Source organism: Eubacterium coprostanoligenes (genome assembly GCF_900167205.1).
GTDB lineage: Bacteria > Bacillota > Clostridia > Oscillospirales > Acutalibacteraceae > Eubacterium_R > Eubacterium_R coprostanoligenes.
Map to the genome: position 1 here is coordinate 65418 of NZ_FUWW01000001.1, position 17280 is coordinate 82697.

Genomic DNA, 17280 nt, shown 5'->3' on the forward strand with positions numbered 1-17280 from the left:
TTTGCTGTTTGCAGCTTTTTATACCCTAAAAGGTATATTTTATATTTCCAAGTAAACAATATACCCGATAGGGTTTATAATTGAAATAAATTCATTGATATTGTACCCTAAAGGGTGTAGAATAATCATAGATAATAACTACAAGGAGTAGTAATATGAACCCGATTGCGGAATTTGTAAAAGAAAACAGAAAAGCTGCAGGACTTACGCAGGAACAATTTGCATTGCGTTCGGGTCTTGGACTTCGCTTTGTTCGTGAGCTTGAGCAAGGCAAGGAAACCGTGCGTATGGACAAGGTAAATGTTGCGCTTGCAATGTTTAATGCACAGGCTGTTGCCGGAAAGAAGGAAGATAAATGAGCGTTTTCAGAACAGCCTATGTTTATGTGAGAAACACCTTTGCCGGTGTCCTCAAGGAAACAGATAACGGTTACTCATTCAAATATGATTCAGATTATTTGCAGAGTAAAAATGCGTCTGCCGTTTCGCTTACCTTGCCGTTGCAGGCGGAAGAATACACATCAAAAACATTGTTTTCGTTTTTTGACGGACTTATTCCCGAAGGTTGGCTTTTAAAAATTGTAACCGATAATTGGAAAATCGACAGCCACGACCGCTTTGGGGTTTTGCTCATAGCCTGCAGGATGGAATCGGCAATGTTTCAATAAGGGAGGAAAAGGAATGAATTGTTTATGTTGTGGAAAACCTTTGCGTACACCTGATGAAACAGGCTGGCACAAGGCTTGCCTTTATTTGCAACTACTTGCAGTGAACATTCATATACCGAATATTCTACTGAAATCGGCTTTTTCTTAAATAACATCAAATCATCCTTATATCGTTTTAACAATATTATGATCGCTAACAGTGTTCTTTTTTGTTACTGCTCTCTATGCAATATTCCATATTACTACTAAATGAGTTTCATTGAACAATCTCAACATAATTGTTTGATATATTCTCTCATAATTTTAATAATAAAGATGGCTAACAATAACTGTAATTCGAGAAATGGTCTTTCAAACTTTTATTTATTACTTCATAAGCCTTTACTTTATTATTTTTTTATTCTTTTATTAAATACTGTAGGATGGCTCGTGGTGAAATGGTCAGATTCATAGCGGAAAATAATATTGAAAATCCGGTGGAAATTCAGAAATTTGACAGACTCGGATATTCGTTTAGGTCTGATTTATCTTCAGATTCCGGATATGAATTTGAACGCAAAATAAAATAATAATAATGAGAATTATTACTATTTTTATTGACAACAGGATAATAGCGGTATATAATTTTTATTAAGAACCAATCCTAATAAGGAGGACGAATGACAAGTAGGAGAAATACCATTCAAAAAGATCTTGTAAGAAATACCGTATACGAAATGAGAAGACACGTTACGGCAAATGAAGTGTATGAATTTATAAAAGAAGCATATCCAACAATTGGAAAAGGAACTGTATATAGAAATCTTGATATATTGGTAGAGGAAGGTGCATTAAGAAAGGTTGAAGTTCCGAATGGACCGAACCGATTTGATTTTATATTGAAAAATCATTACCATGTAAGATGTATAAAGTGCGGTGAAATTTTTGATGTGGATATGGATCAAATACCGGATTTGCTGGAAAGAATTCATAACACTCATGGAATTGAATTTGTGGATTATGATATTTCATTTAAAGGCATTTGTCCGAAATGCAGGGAGAAGGTAAAGGAGGAACATCATGGATAGGAAAGCAATGTATAAGTTGAGTTATGGACTGTTTGTATTGACCGCTAAAGAAGCAGAAAAAGATAACGGATGCATCATTAATACAGCCATTCAGGCAGCTTCGGAACCAAACCAGTTAAGTATCTGTGTAAATAAGGCAAATTATACGCATGATATGATTCAAAGAACCGGAAAATTTACTGTATCAGTCTTAAGTCAGAAGGCACAATTTGAATTGTTCAAACATTTTGGCTTCCAATCAGGAAGAGATACCAATAAGTTTGAAGCATTTGAGCAGTGTGCCAGGGGCGCGAATGGTATTTATTATGTTACAGAAGGTACAAATGCATACATTTCTGTGACAGTTACTAAAACAGAGGACTTGGGTTCACATACGATGTTTATCGGTGAGATAACCGATATGGAAGTTTTAAGCAATGTTCCTTCAGTAACATATGATTATTATCAGAATAATATTAAGCCTAAGCCACAGGAGGTTGGAAAAACAGAGGACGGTCAGACAATATGGCGTTGCAGAATTTGCGGATATGAATATGTAGGCGAGGAATTACCGGATGACTTTATATGTCCTTTGTGCAAGCACCCGGCATCAGATTTTGAAAAAGTAGTAAATAAAACGGAGGTAAAAGAGATGGCAAAAAACAAATATGCAGGAACACAGACAGAGAAGAATTTACAGGAGGCATTTGCAGGGGAATCACAGGCAAGAAATAAGTATACCTATTTTGCTTCTGTAGCGAAAAAGGAAGGTTACGAGCAGATGTCAGCATTGTTTTTAAAGACTGCAGATAATGAGAAAGAACACGCAAAGATGTGGTTCAAGGAATTAGCAGGAATTGGTGATACAAAGGAAAACCTGGTGGCAGCGGCTGAAGGCGAAAATTATGAGTGGACAGATATGTATGAAGGCTTTGCTAAAAAAGCTGAGGAAGAAGGATTCCCTGAGCTTGCAACAAAATTCAGGGCAGTAGGTGAGATTGAAAAGCACCATGAGGAAAGATATCGTGCACTTCTTAAGAATGTTGAAACTGCACAGGTATTTGAAAAGAGCGAAGTTAAGGTATGGGAATGCCGTAACTGCGGACATATTGTGGTAGGAACTAAGGCGCCTGAAGTATGTCCGGTATGTAATCATCCACAGAGCTATTTTGAAGTACATGAAGAGAATTATTAAGAAGATGAGATTATTACGAGGAACAAACTAATGAAATATGTATGTGACGTTTGCGGATGGGAATATGATGAAGAGGAAGGTTATCCTGAAGGTGGTATTGCACCAGGAACAAAGTGGGAAGACGTTCCGGAAGATTTTGAATGCCCATTATGTAATGTTGGAAAAGATCAGTTTTCAGAAGTTGAATAAAATTCTGATTATTTAAATACGGATAGATAAGCAAAAACCCTGGTGCGTGTGAGCAACAGGGTTTTTTATTCTTACTTATTCATTTTTTCAACGAGCTCATCTGAGTCGTTTAGGTTAATTCGTTTTGAGCAAATTGATGTTTTGTATGTCTTGAAGTTAATTTTATCCTTTGGGTTGAATTTGCCGTAGGTTGAGGTTACGATTGTTCCATCGTCAAGCACCACATTTCCGCAGTAGCCTGTGTCTGCCTCGGCACTGTATGCAGGCTTTCTTTGGCCGTCCTTGTATATATGAGCAAGCTTGATTCTGTATTGTCCCTCGTTGCCCTGCTCCAAATCCTCAAAGGTTCCTACCCAAGCAATCCAGCCTTCGCTTATCCATCCGCCCGTTACCTTTCGCGAGGCATTTTCTTCTGCCTTTTTACCTCTTTCGATAGAACGGAAGGTGATGAACAATCTGCCGTCCGGCGTATATTCCGCCTTGTGACGCTCACCGTTAAGTGCAGCGGGAGCTTCAACAGGCTCGCTCCAGCTTTTACCCTCGTCATCAGAGAATGAAATCAAAGAATTCATTTGCTTTGAGTTGCTTCGCGAGATAAGGCAAAGCCTGTCGCCCTGTCCCTGCTCACTGCGAATAACCTCAACCTCGCACATATTTGATTTTTGCTCAATCTCTCTGTACTGTGCAAAGTATTTTTCAGGTGCGCTCCATTGCGGGTTTCCGTCCTTGTCAAAGGTGAGGATGGTTTTGTAATTGTAAAAATCAGCGTCGTGGAAAAGTCCCATCCACTTGTCAACAAATTTGCCGTTTTCCTTGAGCTGTGTCAGGCTTGACATTGCAACGATAGGAATAACGGGTGTGTCGCTGTTTACATCGTAAAAGGTTTCAAACTCTGTCCAGGTTTCACCCTCATCGGCAGAAACGGAGCAGTTAAATCCACCGTCCGTCGGCTCGTCGCCCCACTTTGGGTTTGCCGAAATCATAATCAGCTTGTCATCGGTTACACCGTCGGTAAATTGCAAACGATATACTGTTGGGGTTTCACGAGAATTTTCCCAGCTTGGCGGTGGATTTTTAACACCGTCCCCCCAAGTGAGACCGCCGTCTGTGCTGATTTTTGTCTGAACTGCACCCTTGCCGTGACCTTCAGGGTACATAGTGAGTATGTTGCCGTTTTTCAAAAGTACGGAATCGGGATGCGCCACATAGTCCTTTGAGTTGTCAACAACCGAAAGCTCATACAAGTACTCATATTTGCTATCCTTGTATTCCTCCGGTATAACACTCAAATCCAATTCGGGAATAGTGTAGTCCCCGCCTGTAAATGCAAGCCTTTCAGTCGAGCATCCGGCAAGTAATGTAAAAATTAAAATTACGCTTAACAGTGTGCAAAATATTTTTTTCATAATGTTTCTCCTTAAATATTCTGTGTTTTGGATTTTTAATATTACTTACTACAATAGGATTATATCACATCTAATCACGATAATAAAGAACAAAATGAAAAAACCGCCCGAGATTGCCCGAGCGGTTCAACTGTTGTTTATGATTATTAGTTCTGATTAAAGTGCCTCTGCGACAGCAACTGCACAAGCTACGGTAGCTCCGACCATAGGATTGTTACCCAATCCAAAAATCATATTTGTTTTTATGTATTTGTGTTTAATCGTATCTTCCGAAACCCTTGCTATCACTGCGTTTCAGAGTTCTTTGTTTGAATTTTGTATCTTTTTGTGTTTTGCTGTATTCTGCTGTATTTTGGCGAATATTTTTCATTTTGACGAATATTTGGCGAATTTGTCACGCCGTTTTCCCAAATCAAAATGCTCATATTGTATCCTTGCAAGGAACAAAAAATAAATAACTTCCAACCTCGTATGATGGTAAAATGTTAATTATATTGCAATTAAAGTTAATTTTTGTTATCATAAATATAAAGTAACGAAAGGAGTAAGCTATGGGCAATAATGATTGGTATTCATACACGATTATGCACAAGGACACAGAGGTTGTGACTGTTTACAGTGACGGTGCTTGTGAAATTCACAATCTTGATTTTATGCCATATAATCTTTATTTGATAACCGATAAAGATGACATTAGGTCAAGAATGAATAATCTTGATAATTTCTATCATTGGTGCGCCTCCAGAGTGCTTACTCTTGACAGAAAGTATGCGAAAGAAATTCTTAACAGCATCGGCATGAAACAAGCTGTGTCTGACCGTGACAGAGCAGAAATTGCGATTACTTATCATGGACTTTCAATGACAGATGTATATTGGATAAAGGCTGACGAGGATATTTCTTTTGACGCTATCAATTTGTACGAACACTCACTTTCCAACGCCTTTGTGGATGTTTCCCTTTGTGGCAAGCAGTTGACTGCTGACAACAGCGAATTAATCGGCAAAGAGGATGTCGCAGGCGATATTGGCACAATGGGCGTTGCACCAAAAGCTTGGGTACGAGAGAACGGTAACTTCTATCTGTATAAAGACGGTGATATTCGTGATGTTGATGCCGAGTTGCTTGCAAGCAAAATAATTGATTGTTTTGATATTGAGCATGTGCAATATTTTGAGGGCGAATACGACAACAACAAAGTCAGCATTTGCAAGATTTTCACTTCGTTGAATTATAGCATTGTTCCGATTGAGCATATTGAAATTTACTGTGCCAACAATGATATGACCGTTTTTGATTTAGTTAGTCAATACGACAGTTATTCATATCATATGATGAATATAGTTGATTATCTTGTTGGAAACACTGATAGGCATTGGGGCAACTGGGGCTTCCTTGTTGACAATTCAAACAATAAGATTGCAAAGCTGTTTCCGTTGATGGATTTCAACAAGGCTTTCAATTCCTATAACACTATTGACGGTGTAAAATGCCAAACAACACCAAAAACAATGTCGCAACTTGAGGCTGCGGTCGAAGCGGTTAAGGCAGTCGGACTCAATCAAATCCACGAGGTTAAAAAAGAGTGGTTTGGCTCCGAGGAACAATACAATATGTTCTGCCGGCGACTAAATGTTTTGAACCAAAATTTGATATAATTATATTGAAAGTAATATTTGAGCTGTAAATGGTTTTTGCTGTTTGCAGCTTTTTGTTTTTTAATAAATATCAAAGGATGGTAAAGGATGAATAATTATTTGTTATGGGAAAACACAAACCGCAACGAAACATTTTCTGATTTTGTTTGCTTGAAAATAAGAGAACGACAGCTTAACGAAGTAGCACTTTACAAGAGCGTTGACTTGTCGATAGATATATTTTCAAAAATGTTCAGCAACCGTTTTTATCGGCCGTCAAAGCAAACTGCCATAAAATTTTGTTTGGGGTTGAAACTGAACTTGGCAGAAACGGATTATTTGTTGAGCCTTGCGGGTTATGCTTTGTCAACAAGCTTGAAAGAAGATTTAGTCGTCCGCTTCTGCATTTTAAATGGGATTTATAATCTGTTTGAAGTGAACGACCTGCTTTATGAATATTGCAAAACCACTTTATAATGATAAATCCGAGTCCTTTCAAACTCGGATTTTTGCTATTTAGTTTTGTCTTTTCAGCTTTAGCTGTGCATATTTCACAGTCGGATAACGCTTTGACGAGCTTGTATTAAAAACATTAATATCTTCTTTCGGAATTATCAAAGTTTCACTTTCAATGTCTGTGTAAGCGTTTTGAAGATTTATACAAACTCGATATTGTTCGTTGCCATAGTCGTAACTTGTGAAAAATTGTGCGGTTTTTGCATAAAAGTCAATTTCCACATTGTTGTTGGTCAGGGTGTTGAAATCGTTGCTTAAAAAAACTTCAACATCATAAATTAGGGTGTCAGAATAGTTAATATTCAAGTCGTAAAGCGAATCGTCAAGGTCGTTGCCGTGATTTATTTCAAATGCAATGGCACGCAAGGCATCGTAATTCAGCGGGATTCGCACAGCAATCTCCAATATTTCCGGAATGACTGTTTGCTTCTCTTTGTCGATGGAATCGCAAAGGTATTCGTTTATTTCAGAAATGCTCGGAATAGTAAAATTGAATTTGTAATGCAATCTGTTCGGACGGTTGATTAAGTGCTCGCCAATAAGTTTGGAATTGTTGACAGTAAAAATAAACAGCTTTTTGTTCATCGAAGTCCCGTCCAAAAGAGAAAGCAGCTTCGGGTCACATTCAGAGCCTCTAAATGTTTGAGTCACCATAGTTTTGTCAAATTCATCAAACAAAACAACCGCCTCTTGCTTAATGCTGTCGATGAAAGCAGTCAATCCGTCAAACTGTCGGTCAACCAAGATAACGGGCATTTGGTAATTTTTTGCAAGCTCGCACAGTTTCTTTGCAAACAGTGTTTTACCCGTGCCGTTTGCACCGCAGAGCAGAACACCCATACTTTTTGGATAATGCAAATAAGTTTTGTATACGCTCGGTGCTTTGTCTGCATAATCGCCATAAATCTTGCAGTCAGCCTTCAAGTCCTCACGCTCAACCAAATACAACTCACCATTATGGTCCTTCTGAATGTGGTAAGTTCCGAGAGGAAGCAGGTCGTGAGTTTTGATGATTCCGTTCCCGATTTTGAATATATCTTCGTTTTGTAAAATAGTCATAAAATATCTCCTTTATTTAAACTAATTTTACAACGAATAAACCCATCTTGGGTATTTTGAGTAAATACAATGATATGGCGCAAAAAAACAGTTAGGATATTGTTCCTAACTGCCATTTTCATTGTTATTTTTCTGATAAGATGTCTATCACTTGAAATATTTTTTCTTGCATTTCTGCAGGAGTTTTTAAGACTCTTTTGTACATCTCGTTAAAACTCGATTCTGTTATTTCGCCGGACAAGAGATAATCCGCAGATACATTTAATGCCTTGCTGATTTTATACAAATTCTCCGACAATATGGATTTGCTACCTCGTTCAGCAGTAGAGATCATTTGAGGTGAAACATCTGCGAGTTCTGCTAATTGTTCTTGAGACAAGCCTAACTGTTTGCGTCTTTTGATAATTCTTTTGCCCATTTCACCATTAAAATTATTAGTTTTCAATATCAACACCTCCACTACATTAGATATTATATCTTGGAGTGGATAAACGGTTAACAGACTAAAATAGAATAATTCCAAAATAGTAGAATTATCGACACCGTTCGACAATATATTTGCAATAAATATGTTATTGTTTATTCGATGTGAGAAAGGAGGGATAAAATGAGTTATATTTCTATTCTTAACAAAGTTGCAAAAGAGCATAAGACAACACCCGAAGCAGTTGATAAAGAAATCAGAGAAGCTATAAAATATACCGGTATGAATATAGAACCGGAAGCCTTTATAAAAATCATCTCTGCCAAAGTGAAGGCACAAATGACGGTGTAATAAAACAGCCGCTCTGCTTTATGCAATGCGGTCGGAATTCTGATAAAGTTCAAAAAATTGCAAGGAGCTGATGTTCTGTCATCAGCTCCTTATTAATTTTATAAAGACTATCAATCAAACATGTATATATATTTATGTCGTTGATTATATAGTAGGCTTTTTACTCTTGTTATGATTTCGATCGGGTAATAATCATTTACTGTTTCAATAGTTTTTTCTATATCATAATTTGTAAATGATAATTTTAGTTGGTCACCAAACAATTTTGTGGCTGCCTCTAATTGAATGTCAAAATCATCATTAAAAGGTTTTGCTTTGATTTTTTCTATGCCTTTATATATATCTAAACCGATTGGATAATCTTCTGTTGTATCTGCAAGCAGAGATAATCCAAAATCAAAATATGGGCAAAATCTAAATTCACCGGTTTCGTCATTAAGAATAAATGCAATATTGTTTGTATGTCTATCCTCATTTAAGAAAAACGCATCAAGCTCAAGCATCATAGTGATGTATGCACCAACATTTTCTAAATGTGTTACTTTTTCAATAAAATTTACGGTATGTTTAATTTTATCCTCCGGAGTTTGATAATTTAAAAGTTCTTTTGCCATTGAATTAGCAAGCCAACTTTTAGCCAAATGCTCAAGCGTTACTATGCTTTCGTTTTTGCCTTTGAAATTTTTTGAATAGCAACCATTTAATGTTTTGTTATCAAATTCGATTTTTGTTGGGTGATAAGCAACAAAATTATTTACATTTGATTTGGTTAAAAGTTTTGATATAACAACTTCACAGAGTGCCTCATATCCCATATGGTCAGCTTTGTACCATAAGTCATCAACCGACCACTTTTGCTGATTGCCTTTTGATGAAGTTACTTTTGTATCAATCAAATCATATCCGTTAAGATTAATTGTGTTTATCAAAATGCCATCCTCCTTTTTCTTGTAAATCGTAAATATTGGTTATCTTCAGCAGTTCTCCCGTTTGTTTTTTCAACAATTTGAAACGGGTCATAGCTATCAATACCTATCCTGCCAAGAATAGTTTTGCACATAGCTCTTTCTTTTGGAAAACATCTGTCAGCAAGAAAATCCTCAAAATCCTGCCATGTCGGATTTTCATTAATTCCAAAAGCTCGTTTCATAATATCATTTGTGCGATTAACAATATTTATTTTTTTATGTGTAAAGTCAACATAAATCTCTGTGCAAATTTTTTGCTTATACATAAAATCTATTCTCATCACATAATTGTCATTTAAAGGCTTGTTAAGATATTTTGAGATGGTTTGTCTGCTTACTCCAAAATGCTCTGCGATTTCTTTTGTTGTTTTTCCTCGCTGTTGCATTTCGATAATGGCTTCAGTGTCCTTTTTGCTTAACGCTTTCTTTCTGCCGGAGCGCTGTCTGCCGGCAATTTCACGCAATTCCGTTTCATCATCAGTTCCGAAAATTTCTATACATAGTTTTCTGTAATCCGTCATAACCCGCTCCTTTCAATAGTGTAAACTTTCATTGTTTACACTATTATATATTATGTAAATTATTTTGTCAACTATACTAAAATACGGGTTTAGTTTTTGTATTTGTCATATTCGGCAAGTAGCTATTCGTGTATTTGCTCTGTTTACAATTCTATGAATAAATGATACAATATTGTCGTAATGAGTTTATTTAATCTTGGCTTTAATTTGGATTTTAATTAGAATTTTGTTTATAAATTTATAGCGAAACCTTTGGAGAAGGGCAATGGAAAATTTGAGGATCAGCAGGAGAGAGGCTTGCGAGATTTTGTCTATTTCAACCGAAACGGCAAGCAAGTGGATAAAACTCGGCAAACTGAAAATGAACGATGACAAAACCTTTGACAAGGAATATGTTGAGCGTTTGGCAGAGGAAAACAAAACCGGTTCGCTCTTGAAAAGCAGACGAAACAAAAGGCTGAAAGACGCTGTTGAAATCTATGGCGGTTACATCAACAGCTATAAAAATCGTGAGGAAGTCAAGCGCCTTTTGAACGATACCGATATTCTGTCGCTTGACGAAATCAGAGGTGTTCTTGCTTATTTTGCACGCCAACTTTACGCAAAAACAGAGCAATCAAACCCGGAAGTATTTGAAGCACTCATATCGGATTTGACGAAAAATTCCGTCAACTCATTCTGCAACAATTTCAACATCAACCTTGAATTCACACCGTTTGACGACACTCTCGGATTCGTTTATATCTCACTTTTGCAATTTTCAAACAAGAAATCCAAGGGTATGTTTTTCACGCCCAACCGAATATCCGATGACATAATTGAAGATTTAAACAGCGTTACCGACCTGCAAAACAAGATGATTTGTGACCCGTGTTGCGGTTCGGGAAATTTTCTTTTGAGACTTATGAAAAACGGCTTGAGTCTGAATCGTATTTTTGGCTTTGATATTGATGAAATAAGCGTGGCTTTGGCAAAAATCAGCCTTTTTTTGAACGACACAAATTTAACCTCGGAACAACTGAATTCCCACATCAAATGTCTTGATTCTCTGACTGAACTCGACAATAATTTTGATGTGATAATCGGAAATCCACCGTGGGGCGGCAGCTATGACAAAGAATACAGAAAAGCTGTCAGAAAATCATTTCTTGTTGCAAAACGCAACGGATTCGACACTTTTGATTTGTTCATCGAAAAAGCAATAGCCATGCTCAACGAAAACGGATTTTTAGCCTATATTCTGCCCGAGGCATTGATGAATGTGAGCAGTCATCAAAAGGCAAGAGAGCTGATTTTGAACAACGCTTCGTTTAAGTCGGTTCATTATTTCGGTCAAACATTGAAAGGCTCAACCAGTCCTGTTGTGGCGCTGACCTTGCAAAAATGTGATTGTGGCTCAACAAAAAATTGCAGGATAAAAACCAAAAGCAACTCGTTTGTTATCGGCTCAAACAGACGCATTGATTCAAGTAATTTTAACCTAAACATTACCGATTTTGAATACGAATATCTTGAACAAATCAACAGCATCAAAGAGCCGGTGTTTTTGAAAAACAATGCTGTTTTTGCAGTCGGAATCATCACGGGCAACAACAAAAGTTACATCAAATCGGAGCGTTTGCCTGACACAGAGCCTATCTTAAAAGGCACGGACATTGGCAAATACACAATCAACGAGGCACACGCTTTTGTGCATTACGACAGAAGTATTTTTCAGCAATCCGCACCGCCCGAAACATATCGTGCAAAGGAAAAAATACTCTATCGTTACATTTCAAGCACGCCTGTTTTTGCTTATGACGACCGTCAAATGTTGCCGCTCAACAGCTGCAATGTTCTCATTCCGCAAATTGACGGACTCGACATAAAATACATTCTCGCAATTCTCAATTCAAGCGTTGCGGAGTTCTTTTTCAGCAAGACTTTCAATTCGGTTGAGATGTTAAAATCGCACATTGAAGCCTTGCCGATTCCTGTTCCGACAGCTCAACAGCAAGCAAAAATAATCTCGCTTGTGGATGAAATTTTGAACAATTCAACCGAAGCAACCATAATTCAAAATGAGCTAAACAGCATCGTTGAAAAGTTATATAATCTTGCATAAAAACAGTGGCAGTTAGGGAATTCTCCTAACTGCCGTTTTATGATTATGTTATGTCGATGATATTAAATAACATATCCATCTATTACAATATTGTTACACTTTGTATGCTTGTTGAATATGGGATTGCTGTTAAAAAATCCCGGAATTATGATTATTAATCGCAATTCATCAAAAAAGAAAATCGTTAAAAAATATAAAAACTGCTTACTCGTTTGAGTAGGCAGTTTTTGTGTCAATTATAAATCTTTTCAGCTAAATTAATTATGTGTAATCCTCGGCAATATCGTTTTCAACATCTTCGTTGATGTCGTCATTGGCTTGCCAAGTTTTTTCCATAGCAAGATTATGGATATATTCTATTCTTTGGTTGATTGAAGATATTATTTTTTGCTTTCTTGCATCGTCAATTAAATTTTCATCGGCATCATTCAATATGCCGAGTATTTCATTGTCGATATTTTTCAAAGCGTCAAAGTCTATCCAATCAAAAGAGGTGACTAATCTTAACTGTTCAAAATGAGTCTTTTTGAACGGTTTGCAAACTATCAATGATTGTTTATCCATATTAGGTGTAACCTTATCATAACCGAGCGAAGAACCACTGTCGAAAATCGGTGCAACGCCAATCCATTCAAGCGTGTTTGCATTTCTGACGAGACCGAAATTATTGAGGTGTCTGTCCTCGTTGGATATAATAAAATCAACTACAATCATTTGATTGATTTTATCAACGATGTCATTAATGCCTAAAGATTTGCAACAATTAATATAGTGTTGATAAACAGACAAGTGATTAGGTTTAGGATACCTTTGCAAAATCTTCCAAGCCGTCACAAGTTCTGTATCTTTTGAAATGAAATCTTCGCAAACGCTATATGGTTTTTCGTCATCAACAATAACGGAATAATTGACATGGTCAACATTCAACTTATCCATAATCAATGATGCAATAGCCTCATTAAACGGCTGTTGTTCATATGGCAAACTGCCTGCTTTAAGAAGACAACGCTTTTGATTAATTATTTTCCATCTTTTCTTTAAGCAACCGTCAGATGTGTTGTCGGGTGAGTTCAAACTGATATTTTCAGAATCTTTTGTTTTTCCGAACAGAATATCACCGACATCTTCTGAAAAATCATTGTCAAAGAAATTTACCAATTCCCATTCCAAATCGGAATTAATAGGCTTAACCCAATATTGATCCGAGAGGCTTAATCCGTAGCATTTTGCCAAAAGCAGTTTCGGAGTGCTTACACGCAAAATTTCAAGTGCATCTCTTACACCCGATCTGCTTGCAGGAATTGAACGATCGGTCCACCATTTATTGAGCAAGGCTCTGTCGGCGGATAAATCGTCTTTAGTTGTACCGATAGGAAGGTGAGCAAAGTTATATATTTCGCCTATTTTAACGATTGAACCGGTTTCTTCATCTAAAGATAAATCAGCCACTTTTATGTTTTTGTGCATCAAAGTATAGTTCATAACAACACTCCTCCCTAACTTATTTTCATTAATTATTATACACAATCTGTTATTTAAAATCAATTATTAACATTTTATTTAATTTATAACCTATTAATATATACAATCATTTTAGCTATAGATATTACCAGGTTCAAAGACGGTGCGTTTCTTTAGGGCTCAAAATAGGTTCTGCCTAAAAGTGCGGAAAGCCTTATTTTATGTGGGTTTGAGAGGGTTTGGATATTGTCAAAAACCGACAAATTAAAAAAGCGTTTTGTTTTTGACTAAAAAGTTCAATCAAAAATTGTCAAAAACAGGGCGTTTCTTGATTTTTTTGTTTTTTATTTTTTATGTTATAATTATATTGAAGACCACAGGTGTACTCATCTCGCAACAGTCCACCGGACTATAAACATAAGTTATTTGATTGGGACAGCATATGTTAAGACATACTTATGCAACAAGATGTATTGAAGCAAAGATAAATGCCCCTGTGTTGAAAGCATTTTTAGGCCATACGGATGTTTCAACGACAATTAACACATATGTTGATATTTTTAACAAATTTCAAAATGAAGAAGTGCAGAAATACGAAGATTATATGAAAGATGTTTTTAATATAGAATCGTATTTAAAATAAAACCCAATAAATAATCCTCCTACGGTATATTTGAACTGCCATAGGAGGATTTTTTTTAGAAACAATATTGCCCAAATCAAACTCAATATCGTTTTTAAGATATTTTTATAAATTGTAAAACAAACATCTTCGAGAGAATTGTTATCAGCAATCGGTACTTTTTTTACCGTCTTTAAATACAATGGCAATAAAAATGATCGCAACGATTATCAACGGAAAATAATTGGTCAAAAACATTTTCAAAGTCAAGATTTCAAAATTTTCATACAAAAGAAAGACTTTGGTACTGCTGACAAAAGTGTTTATCAAATCGTACAATAACAAAACCATTATAGTTATCGGTGCGGATTTTGAAAAAAATATTACAAGCATAGATAATCCGTAATAAAACACAGCTACACTTAAAATCTTAAAAAGAAATCCTATCAAATCATCTATGCAATAAAAATGCAAAAGTATCACTGCCAAAGCATTAATCAAATAGCATATCTGGATTTAATATTATTCCACATTTTAAAATCACAGATTTTGAATGGGTCCTGATAACCTTGTTACTCGCTTTGCTCGTAATAAGGATTCGAACCGTAAATGACGGAGTCAGAGCCCCATGTAAGTTTTATAAACCAAGTAATTGCAACGGTTTCGGGATTTTAGTGACACTCAAATGTCACTCTGGCACCCCCGAAAATCGGGTTTTTGCAGTTTTAAAATCGCCTTACAAATTATAACCGTATCTCTGCAAAAAAATGTCGATGTAAGAGCGCACAAATCTCGCAAAATATACCAAAAATCTAACGAAGCATGATAAAAGCAAAATTTTGGATAGAAAAATGAATTTCTAAGTGCTAAAGTGTCACGAGATGATCACGAACAACTTAAAAGGGTTAAATTTTATAAAAAAGGCAGACGCATTTATTCGACTGCCTTTTGTAGTATCCTTTATATACGCTCCCAGCCTAATAGACTTTTCGCTGCGTCTCTCAAAAGTCACTTTTCACCAGGTTTTTCGCATTGAATTGCCTAGTGAATGATTGAGTTGTCATTTTGTTATATAGTAATAATATCATTATGGGATTCAAATAATAAACGAGACACGGCTTTTATATAAAACAGCAATTCAATTTACCGTTCAATTTACATTTTGTAAAAATGGCTTGATTTCAATTAACATGTATGTTAAAATTACGTTAGAGGTGAGTTAGATGTTATTGACAGAAAAGGAATCATTAACTATAGAATTCAAAAGTGACAAAAAGAAACTGTCCGATAACGATTTGATTGATTCAATTGTCGGTTTGGCAAATACTTCAGGCGGCAAATTGTATTTAGGCGTGGAAGACAGTGGAGAAGTATCGGGTGTTCATAAAGACCACAGTAATATTTCTACATTAAGCGCGTTTATTGCCAATCGAACAGTTCCACCGTTAAGTACTCGTTGCGAAATGGAGGTTTTCAATGGGTTATCGGTTGTTATTATTAATGTAAATCAGTCGAGATCTATAGTTGCAACATCTACTGGAAAAATACTTAGAAGGAGATTGAAAACAGATGGAACACCAGAATGTGTTCCAATGTATCCTTATGAAATAACTTCAAGGCTTTCTGATTTAAGTTTGCTCGATTTTTCAGGACAGCCAGTTCCTGATGCGACAAAAGATGATTTAGATCCTATTGAAAGAGTGCGGTTAAGAAATATCATTAAAATTAATTATGGCGAAGCATCGTTGTTGGAATTAACTGATGATGAACTTGATAGTGCATTGCAATTAACAAAAGAAGTTGAAGGAAAACACATTCCAACAATTACAGGAATTCTTTTAATAGGAAAGAGAGAAAGCATAAAAAGATTTGTTCCCACAATGGAAACCTCTATACAAGTGTTGAGTGGTACAGAGGTGATAGTGAATGAGTCTTATCACAGGTCAATTCTTTCAACGGTAGAAAAAATCGAAAACTACTTTAACGCATGGAACCCATCAACTGAGATGGATTTTGGACTGATCAGAATGAATATACCGGAATTCAATCGAAGAGCGTTTAGAGAGGCCCTGGTAAATGCTTTTTGTCACAGGGATTATTCTATGCTTGGTAGGGTGCGAGTGTTAATCAATGATGAAGGTCTTACAATCACAAATCCCGGTGGGTTTATTGAAGGTGTTACCATTGACAATTTACTATACGCTGAACCACATGGTAGAAATCCTGTATTGGCGGATGCTTTAAAGCGTATTGGTCTTGCCGAGAGGACGGGAAGGGGTATTGATAGAATATTCAGCGGATCTTTATTTTATGGTAGACCGCTACCGGACTATTCAGCATCGACTTCTAAAAATGTCAATTTATTTATTGCAAGAAGCGCACCAGATAAGAATTTTGTTAGGATGCTGACCGATGAGCAAAGCAAAACGGGAAAAGACATTCCTGTAGATGCTTTACTAATCCTCAATTCACTTAAAGAATTAAGAAGGGCCAGTATTAAGCAAGTGGCGAATCAAACCAAGTTAAGCGAAATAAAAGTTCAAGCCACTCTAGGTAGACTAGTCGAAAGTGGTTTGGTTGAAGCGATAGGCTCTGGTAAAAGCAGAAATTTTCTTTTGTCGTCAAAATTATATAGAGACTCCGACAATTCTGTTGGATATGTTCGCCAAACAGATATTGACAAACTGCGTTCTTTGGAATTGATTCTTGCTTTATGCAAGCAGCAAGGGGAAATAACTAAGTCAAATGTTGTTGAATTATTGCATGTCAACGAACGTCAAGCATATACTTTGTTAAAAAAACTAGTTGATGAAGGTAAACTAGTAGTATTACAAAAAGGTCACTATGCAAAGTATGGAATGCCTTAATCCAATTTACATCCAATTTACATCCAATTTGCAAAAAAAGTAAATTGGAAGTGAGTTAAAGGTATCAATATATAGTACAAAAACTCTCTATTTGAGAGTTTTTTCTATATACGCCGTCTCGTTTTTAACGTTTTTCAAATAAAAACAGTTAGTAAAAACGACAACCCTTCAAAGATGAGCGCACAATCAATAATGGCTGCAGCTATAATGTCGATGTTTATTACGGAAAACTTGACTCAAACAGAAA

Annotated in this window: 21 protein-coding genes and 1 pseudogene; 14 read left to right on the forward strand and 8 right to left on the reverse strand. The window is 36.2% G+C overall.

Going from position 1 to position 17280, the window contains the following annotated elements:
* Nucleotides 1-155 precede the first annotated feature (155 nt).
* The 8 genes and pseudogenes from B5D29_RS00240 to B5D29_RS00265 all read left to right on the forward strand — a co-directional run bounded on the left by B5D29_RS00240 (nt 156) and on the right by B5D29_RS00265 (nt 3097).
* Nucleotides 156-359 carry a helix-turn-helix domain-containing protein gene (locus B5D29_RS00240; RefSeq protein ID WP_078767572.1) on the forward strand — a complete coding sequence of 68 codons (204 nt, stop codon included), beginning with the start codon at nt 156-158 and terminating at the stop codon, nt 357-359.
* Entirely contained in the window at nt 356-667 is a 312-nt protein-coding gene (locus tag B5D29_RS00245; RefSeq protein ID WP_242941702.1) for a HipA N-terminal domain-containing protein, read from the forward strand. The genes B5D29_RS00240 and B5D29_RS00245 overlap by 4 nt, the downstream gene beginning before the upstream one ends.
* A gap of 13 nt (nt 668-680) precedes the next feature.
* The gene (locus B5D29_RS08815) at nt 681-815 is read left to right on the forward strand and encodes a hypothetical protein (protein ID WP_278286407.1); all 135 of its coding nucleotides are present in this window, start codon (nt 681-683) and stop codon (nt 813-815) included.
* A 274-nt stretch (nt 816-1089) separates the two neighbouring features.
* Nucleotides 1090-1236 carry a peroxide stress protein YaaA gene (gene yaaA / locus B5D29_RS00250; protein WP_479723657.1) on the forward strand — a complete coding sequence of 49 codons (147 nt, stop codon included), beginning with the start codon at nt 1090-1092 and terminating at the stop codon, nt 1234-1236.
* 90 nt (nt 1237-1326) lie between these two features.
* Nucleotides 1327-1734, forward strand: a complete 408-nt coding sequence (locus tag B5D29_RS00255) for a Fur family transcriptional regulator (protein WP_078767573.1) — start codon at nt 1327-1329, stop codon at nt 1732-1734.
* A 7-nt stretch (nt 1735-1741) separates the two neighbouring features.
* A pseudogene (locus tag B5D29_RS08930) lies at nt 1742-2176 on the forward strand (flavin reductase family protein); the annotation flags it as partial.
* A gap of 60 nt (nt 2177-2236) precedes the next feature.
* A complete protein-coding gene (gene rbr / locus B5D29_RS08935) occupies nt 2237-2908 on the forward strand; it encodes a rubrerythrin (protein ID WP_479723658.1) in 672 nt (223 codons plus the stop codon).
* A gap of 30 nt (nt 2909-2938) precedes the next feature.
* Complete coding sequence (locus B5D29_RS00265) at nt 2939-3097, forward strand: rubredoxin (protein WP_005339874.1); 159 nt, start codon at nt 2939-2941, stop codon at nt 3095-3097.
* A 71-nt stretch (nt 3098-3168) separates the two neighbouring features.
* Here the strand turns inward: B5D29_RS00265 and B5D29_RS00270 are convergent, their stop codons facing one another.
* From B5D29_RS00270 to B5D29_RS08630, 3 genes are all read right to left on the reverse strand, one after another.
* Nucleotides 3169-4503 (reverse strand): sialidase family protein, encoded by a 1335-nt coding sequence (locus B5D29_RS00270; RefSeq protein WP_078767575.1) that lies wholly within the window; start codon nt 4501-4503, stop codon nt 3169-3171.
* Between the two features lie 156 nt (nt 4504-4659).
* Nucleotides 4660-4737 (reverse strand): GGGtGRT protein, encoded by a 78-nt coding sequence (locus B5D29_RS08525; RefSeq protein ID WP_143406699.1) that lies wholly within the window; start codon nt 4735-4737, stop codon nt 4660-4662.
* Nucleotides 4738-4787: 50 nt separating this feature from the next.
* On the reverse strand, nt 4788-4928 hold the full coding sequence (locus tag B5D29_RS08630) for a hypothetical protein (RefSeq protein WP_159443358.1): 141 nt from the start codon (nt 4926-4928) through the stop codon (nt 4788-4790).
* 126 nt (nt 4929-5054) lie between these two features.
* On the opposite strand from B5D29_RS08630, the gene B5D29_RS00275 reads away from it, so the two are divergent.
* Both B5D29_RS00275 and B5D29_RS00280 read left to right on the forward strand, forming a co-directional pair.
* Entirely contained in the window at nt 5055-6161 is a 1107-nt protein-coding gene (locus B5D29_RS00275; protein ID WP_078767576.1) for a HipA domain-containing protein, read from the forward strand.
* 87 nt (nt 6162-6248) lie between these two features.
* Nucleotides 6249-6617 (forward strand): hypothetical protein, encoded by a 369-nt coding sequence (locus B5D29_RS00280; protein ID WP_078767577.1) that lies wholly within the window; start codon nt 6249-6251, stop codon nt 6615-6617.
* A gap of 39 nt (nt 6618-6656) precedes the next feature.
* Here the strand turns inward: B5D29_RS00280 and B5D29_RS00285 are convergent, their stop codons facing one another.
* Together B5D29_RS00285 and B5D29_RS08635 are read right to left on the reverse strand one after the other, a co-directional pair.
* A complete protein-coding gene (locus tag B5D29_RS00285; RefSeq protein ID WP_078767578.1) occupies nt 6657-7715 on the reverse strand; it encodes an AAA family ATPase in 1059 nt (352 codons plus the stop codon).
* A 124-nt stretch (nt 7716-7839) separates the two neighbouring features.
* Nucleotides 7840-8160, reverse strand: coding sequence for a helix-turn-helix domain-containing protein (locus tag B5D29_RS08635; RefSeq protein WP_159443359.1), 321 nt, complete (start codon nt 8158-8160; stop codon nt 7840-7842).
* Nucleotides 8161-8322: 162 nt separating this feature from the next.
* Between B5D29_RS08635 and B5D29_RS08530 the strand changes: the two genes are divergently transcribed.
* Nucleotides 8323-8490, forward strand: coding sequence for a hypothetical protein (locus B5D29_RS08530; RefSeq protein ID WP_143406694.1), 168 nt, complete (start codon nt 8323-8325; stop codon nt 8488-8490).
* Between the two features lie 110 nt (nt 8491-8600).
* On the opposite strand, the gene B5D29_RS00295 is transcribed toward B5D29_RS08530, so the two are convergent.
* Together B5D29_RS00295 and B5D29_RS00300 are read right to left on the reverse strand one after the other, a co-directional pair.
* Complete coding sequence (locus tag B5D29_RS00295) at nt 8601-9419, reverse strand: hypothetical protein (RefSeq protein WP_078767580.1); 819 nt, start codon at nt 9417-9419, stop codon at nt 8601-8603.
* Nucleotides 9416-9979 carry a helix-turn-helix domain-containing protein gene (locus tag B5D29_RS00300; protein ID WP_078767581.1) on the reverse strand — a complete coding sequence of 188 codons (564 nt, stop codon included), beginning with the start codon at nt 9977-9979 and terminating at the stop codon, nt 9416-9418. The genes B5D29_RS00295 and B5D29_RS00300 overlap by 4 nt, the downstream gene beginning before the upstream one ends.
* Before the next feature lie 265 nt (nt 9980-10244).
* Between B5D29_RS00300 and B5D29_RS00305 the strand changes: the two genes are divergently transcribed.
* Entirely contained in the window at nt 10245-12083 is a 1839-nt protein-coding gene (locus B5D29_RS00305) for an Eco57I restriction-modification methylase domain-containing protein (RefSeq protein WP_078767582.1), read from the forward strand.
* 261 nt (nt 12084-12344) lie between these two features.
* On the opposite strand, the gene B5D29_RS00310 is transcribed toward B5D29_RS00305, so the two are convergent.
* Nucleotides 12345-13565 carry a HipA domain-containing protein gene (locus B5D29_RS00310; RefSeq protein ID WP_078767583.1) on the reverse strand — a complete coding sequence of 407 codons (1221 nt, stop codon included), beginning with the start codon at nt 13563-13565 and terminating at the stop codon, nt 12345-12347.
* Between the two features lie 421 nt (nt 13566-13986).
* Here B5D29_RS00310 and B5D29_RS08880 point away from each other — a divergent pair, with 421 nt between their 5' ends.
* Together B5D29_RS08880 and B5D29_RS00325 are read left to right on the forward strand one after the other, a co-directional pair.
* Nucleotides 13987-14187 (forward strand): tyrosine-type recombinase/integrase, encoded by a 201-nt coding sequence (locus tag B5D29_RS08880; protein WP_078767584.1) that lies wholly within the window; start codon nt 13987-13989, stop codon nt 14185-14187.
* A 1202-nt stretch (nt 14188-15389) separates the two neighbouring features.
* Nucleotides 15390-17033, forward strand: a complete 1644-nt coding sequence (locus B5D29_RS00325; RefSeq protein ID WP_078767586.1) for an RNA-binding domain-containing protein — start codon at nt 15390-15392, stop codon at nt 17031-17033.
* The last annotated feature ends 247 nt before the right edge of the window (nt 17034-17280 follow it).

What these genes read in the sequence shown, in the direction of transcription:
- B5D29_RS08530 (WP_143406694.1), top strand. Translation starts at nt 8,323, where the DNA reads ATGAGTTATATTTCTATTCTTAACAAAGTTGCAAAAGAGCATAAGACA.
- B5D29_RS00325 (WP_078767586.1), top strand. Translation starts at nt 15,390, where the DNA reads ATGTTATTGACAGAAAAGGAATCATTAACTATAGAATTCAAAAGTGAC.
- B5D29_RS08630 (WP_159443358.1), bottom strand. Translation starts at nt 4,928, where the DNA reads ATGAGCATTTTGATTTGGGAAAACGGCGTGACAAATTCGCCAAATATT.
- B5D29_RS08880 (WP_078767584.1), top strand. Translation starts at nt 13,987, where the DNA reads ATGTTAAGACATACTTATGCAACAAGATGTATTGAAGCAAAGATAAAT.
- B5D29_RS00305 (WP_078767582.1), top strand. Translation starts at nt 10,245, where the DNA reads ATGGAAAATTTGAGGATCAGCAGGAGAGAGGCTTGCGAGATTTTGTCT.
- B5D29_RS00310 (WP_078767583.1), bottom strand. Translation starts at nt 13,565, where the DNA reads ATGAACTATACTTTGATGCACAAAAACATAAAAGTGGCTGATTTATCT.
- B5D29_RS08525 (WP_143406699.1), bottom strand. Translation starts at nt 4,737, where the DNA reads ATGATTTTTGGATTGGGTAACAATCCTATGGTCGGAGCTACCGTAGCT.
- B5D29_RS00270 (WP_078767575.1), bottom strand. Translation starts at nt 4,503, where the DNA reads ATGAAAAAAATATTTTGCACACTGTTAAGCGTAATTTTAATTTTTACA.
- B5D29_RS00245 (WP_242941702.1), top strand. Translation starts at nt 356, where the DNA reads ATGAGCGTTTTCAGAACAGCCTATGTTTATGTGAGAAACACCTTTGCC.
- yaaA (WP_479723657.1), top strand. Translation starts at nt 1,090, where the DNA reads ATGGCTCGTGGTGAAATGGTCAGATTCATAGCGGAAAATAATATTGAA.
- B5D29_RS00275 (WP_078767576.1), top strand. Translation starts at nt 5,055, where the DNA reads ATGGGCAATAATGATTGGTATTCATACACGATTATGCACAAGGACACA.
- B5D29_RS00280 (WP_078767577.1), top strand. Translation starts at nt 6,249, where the DNA reads ATGAATAATTATTTGTTATGGGAAAACACAAACCGCAACGAAACATTT.
- B5D29_RS08815 (WP_278286407.1), top strand. Translation starts at nt 681, where the DNA reads ATGAATTGTTTATGTTGTGGAAAACCTTTGCGTACACCTGATGAAACA.
- B5D29_RS00285 (WP_078767578.1), bottom strand. Translation starts at nt 7,715, where the DNA reads ATGACTATTTTACAAAACGAAGATATATTCAAAATCGGGAACGGAATC.
- B5D29_RS00265 (WP_005339874.1), top strand. Translation starts at nt 2,939, where the DNA reads ATGAAATATGTATGTGACGTTTGCGGATGGGAATATGATGAAGAGGAA.
- B5D29_RS00300 (WP_078767581.1), bottom strand. Translation starts at nt 9,979, where the DNA reads ATGACGGATTACAGAAAACTATGTATAGAAATTTTCGGAACTGATGAT.
- B5D29_RS00240 (WP_078767572.1), top strand. Translation starts at nt 156, where the DNA reads ATGAACCCGATTGCGGAATTTGTAAAAGAAAACAGAAAAGCTGCAGGA.
- B5D29_RS00255 (WP_078767573.1), top strand. Translation starts at nt 1,327, where the DNA reads ATGACAAGTAGGAGAAATACCATTCAAAAAGATCTTGTAAGAAATACC.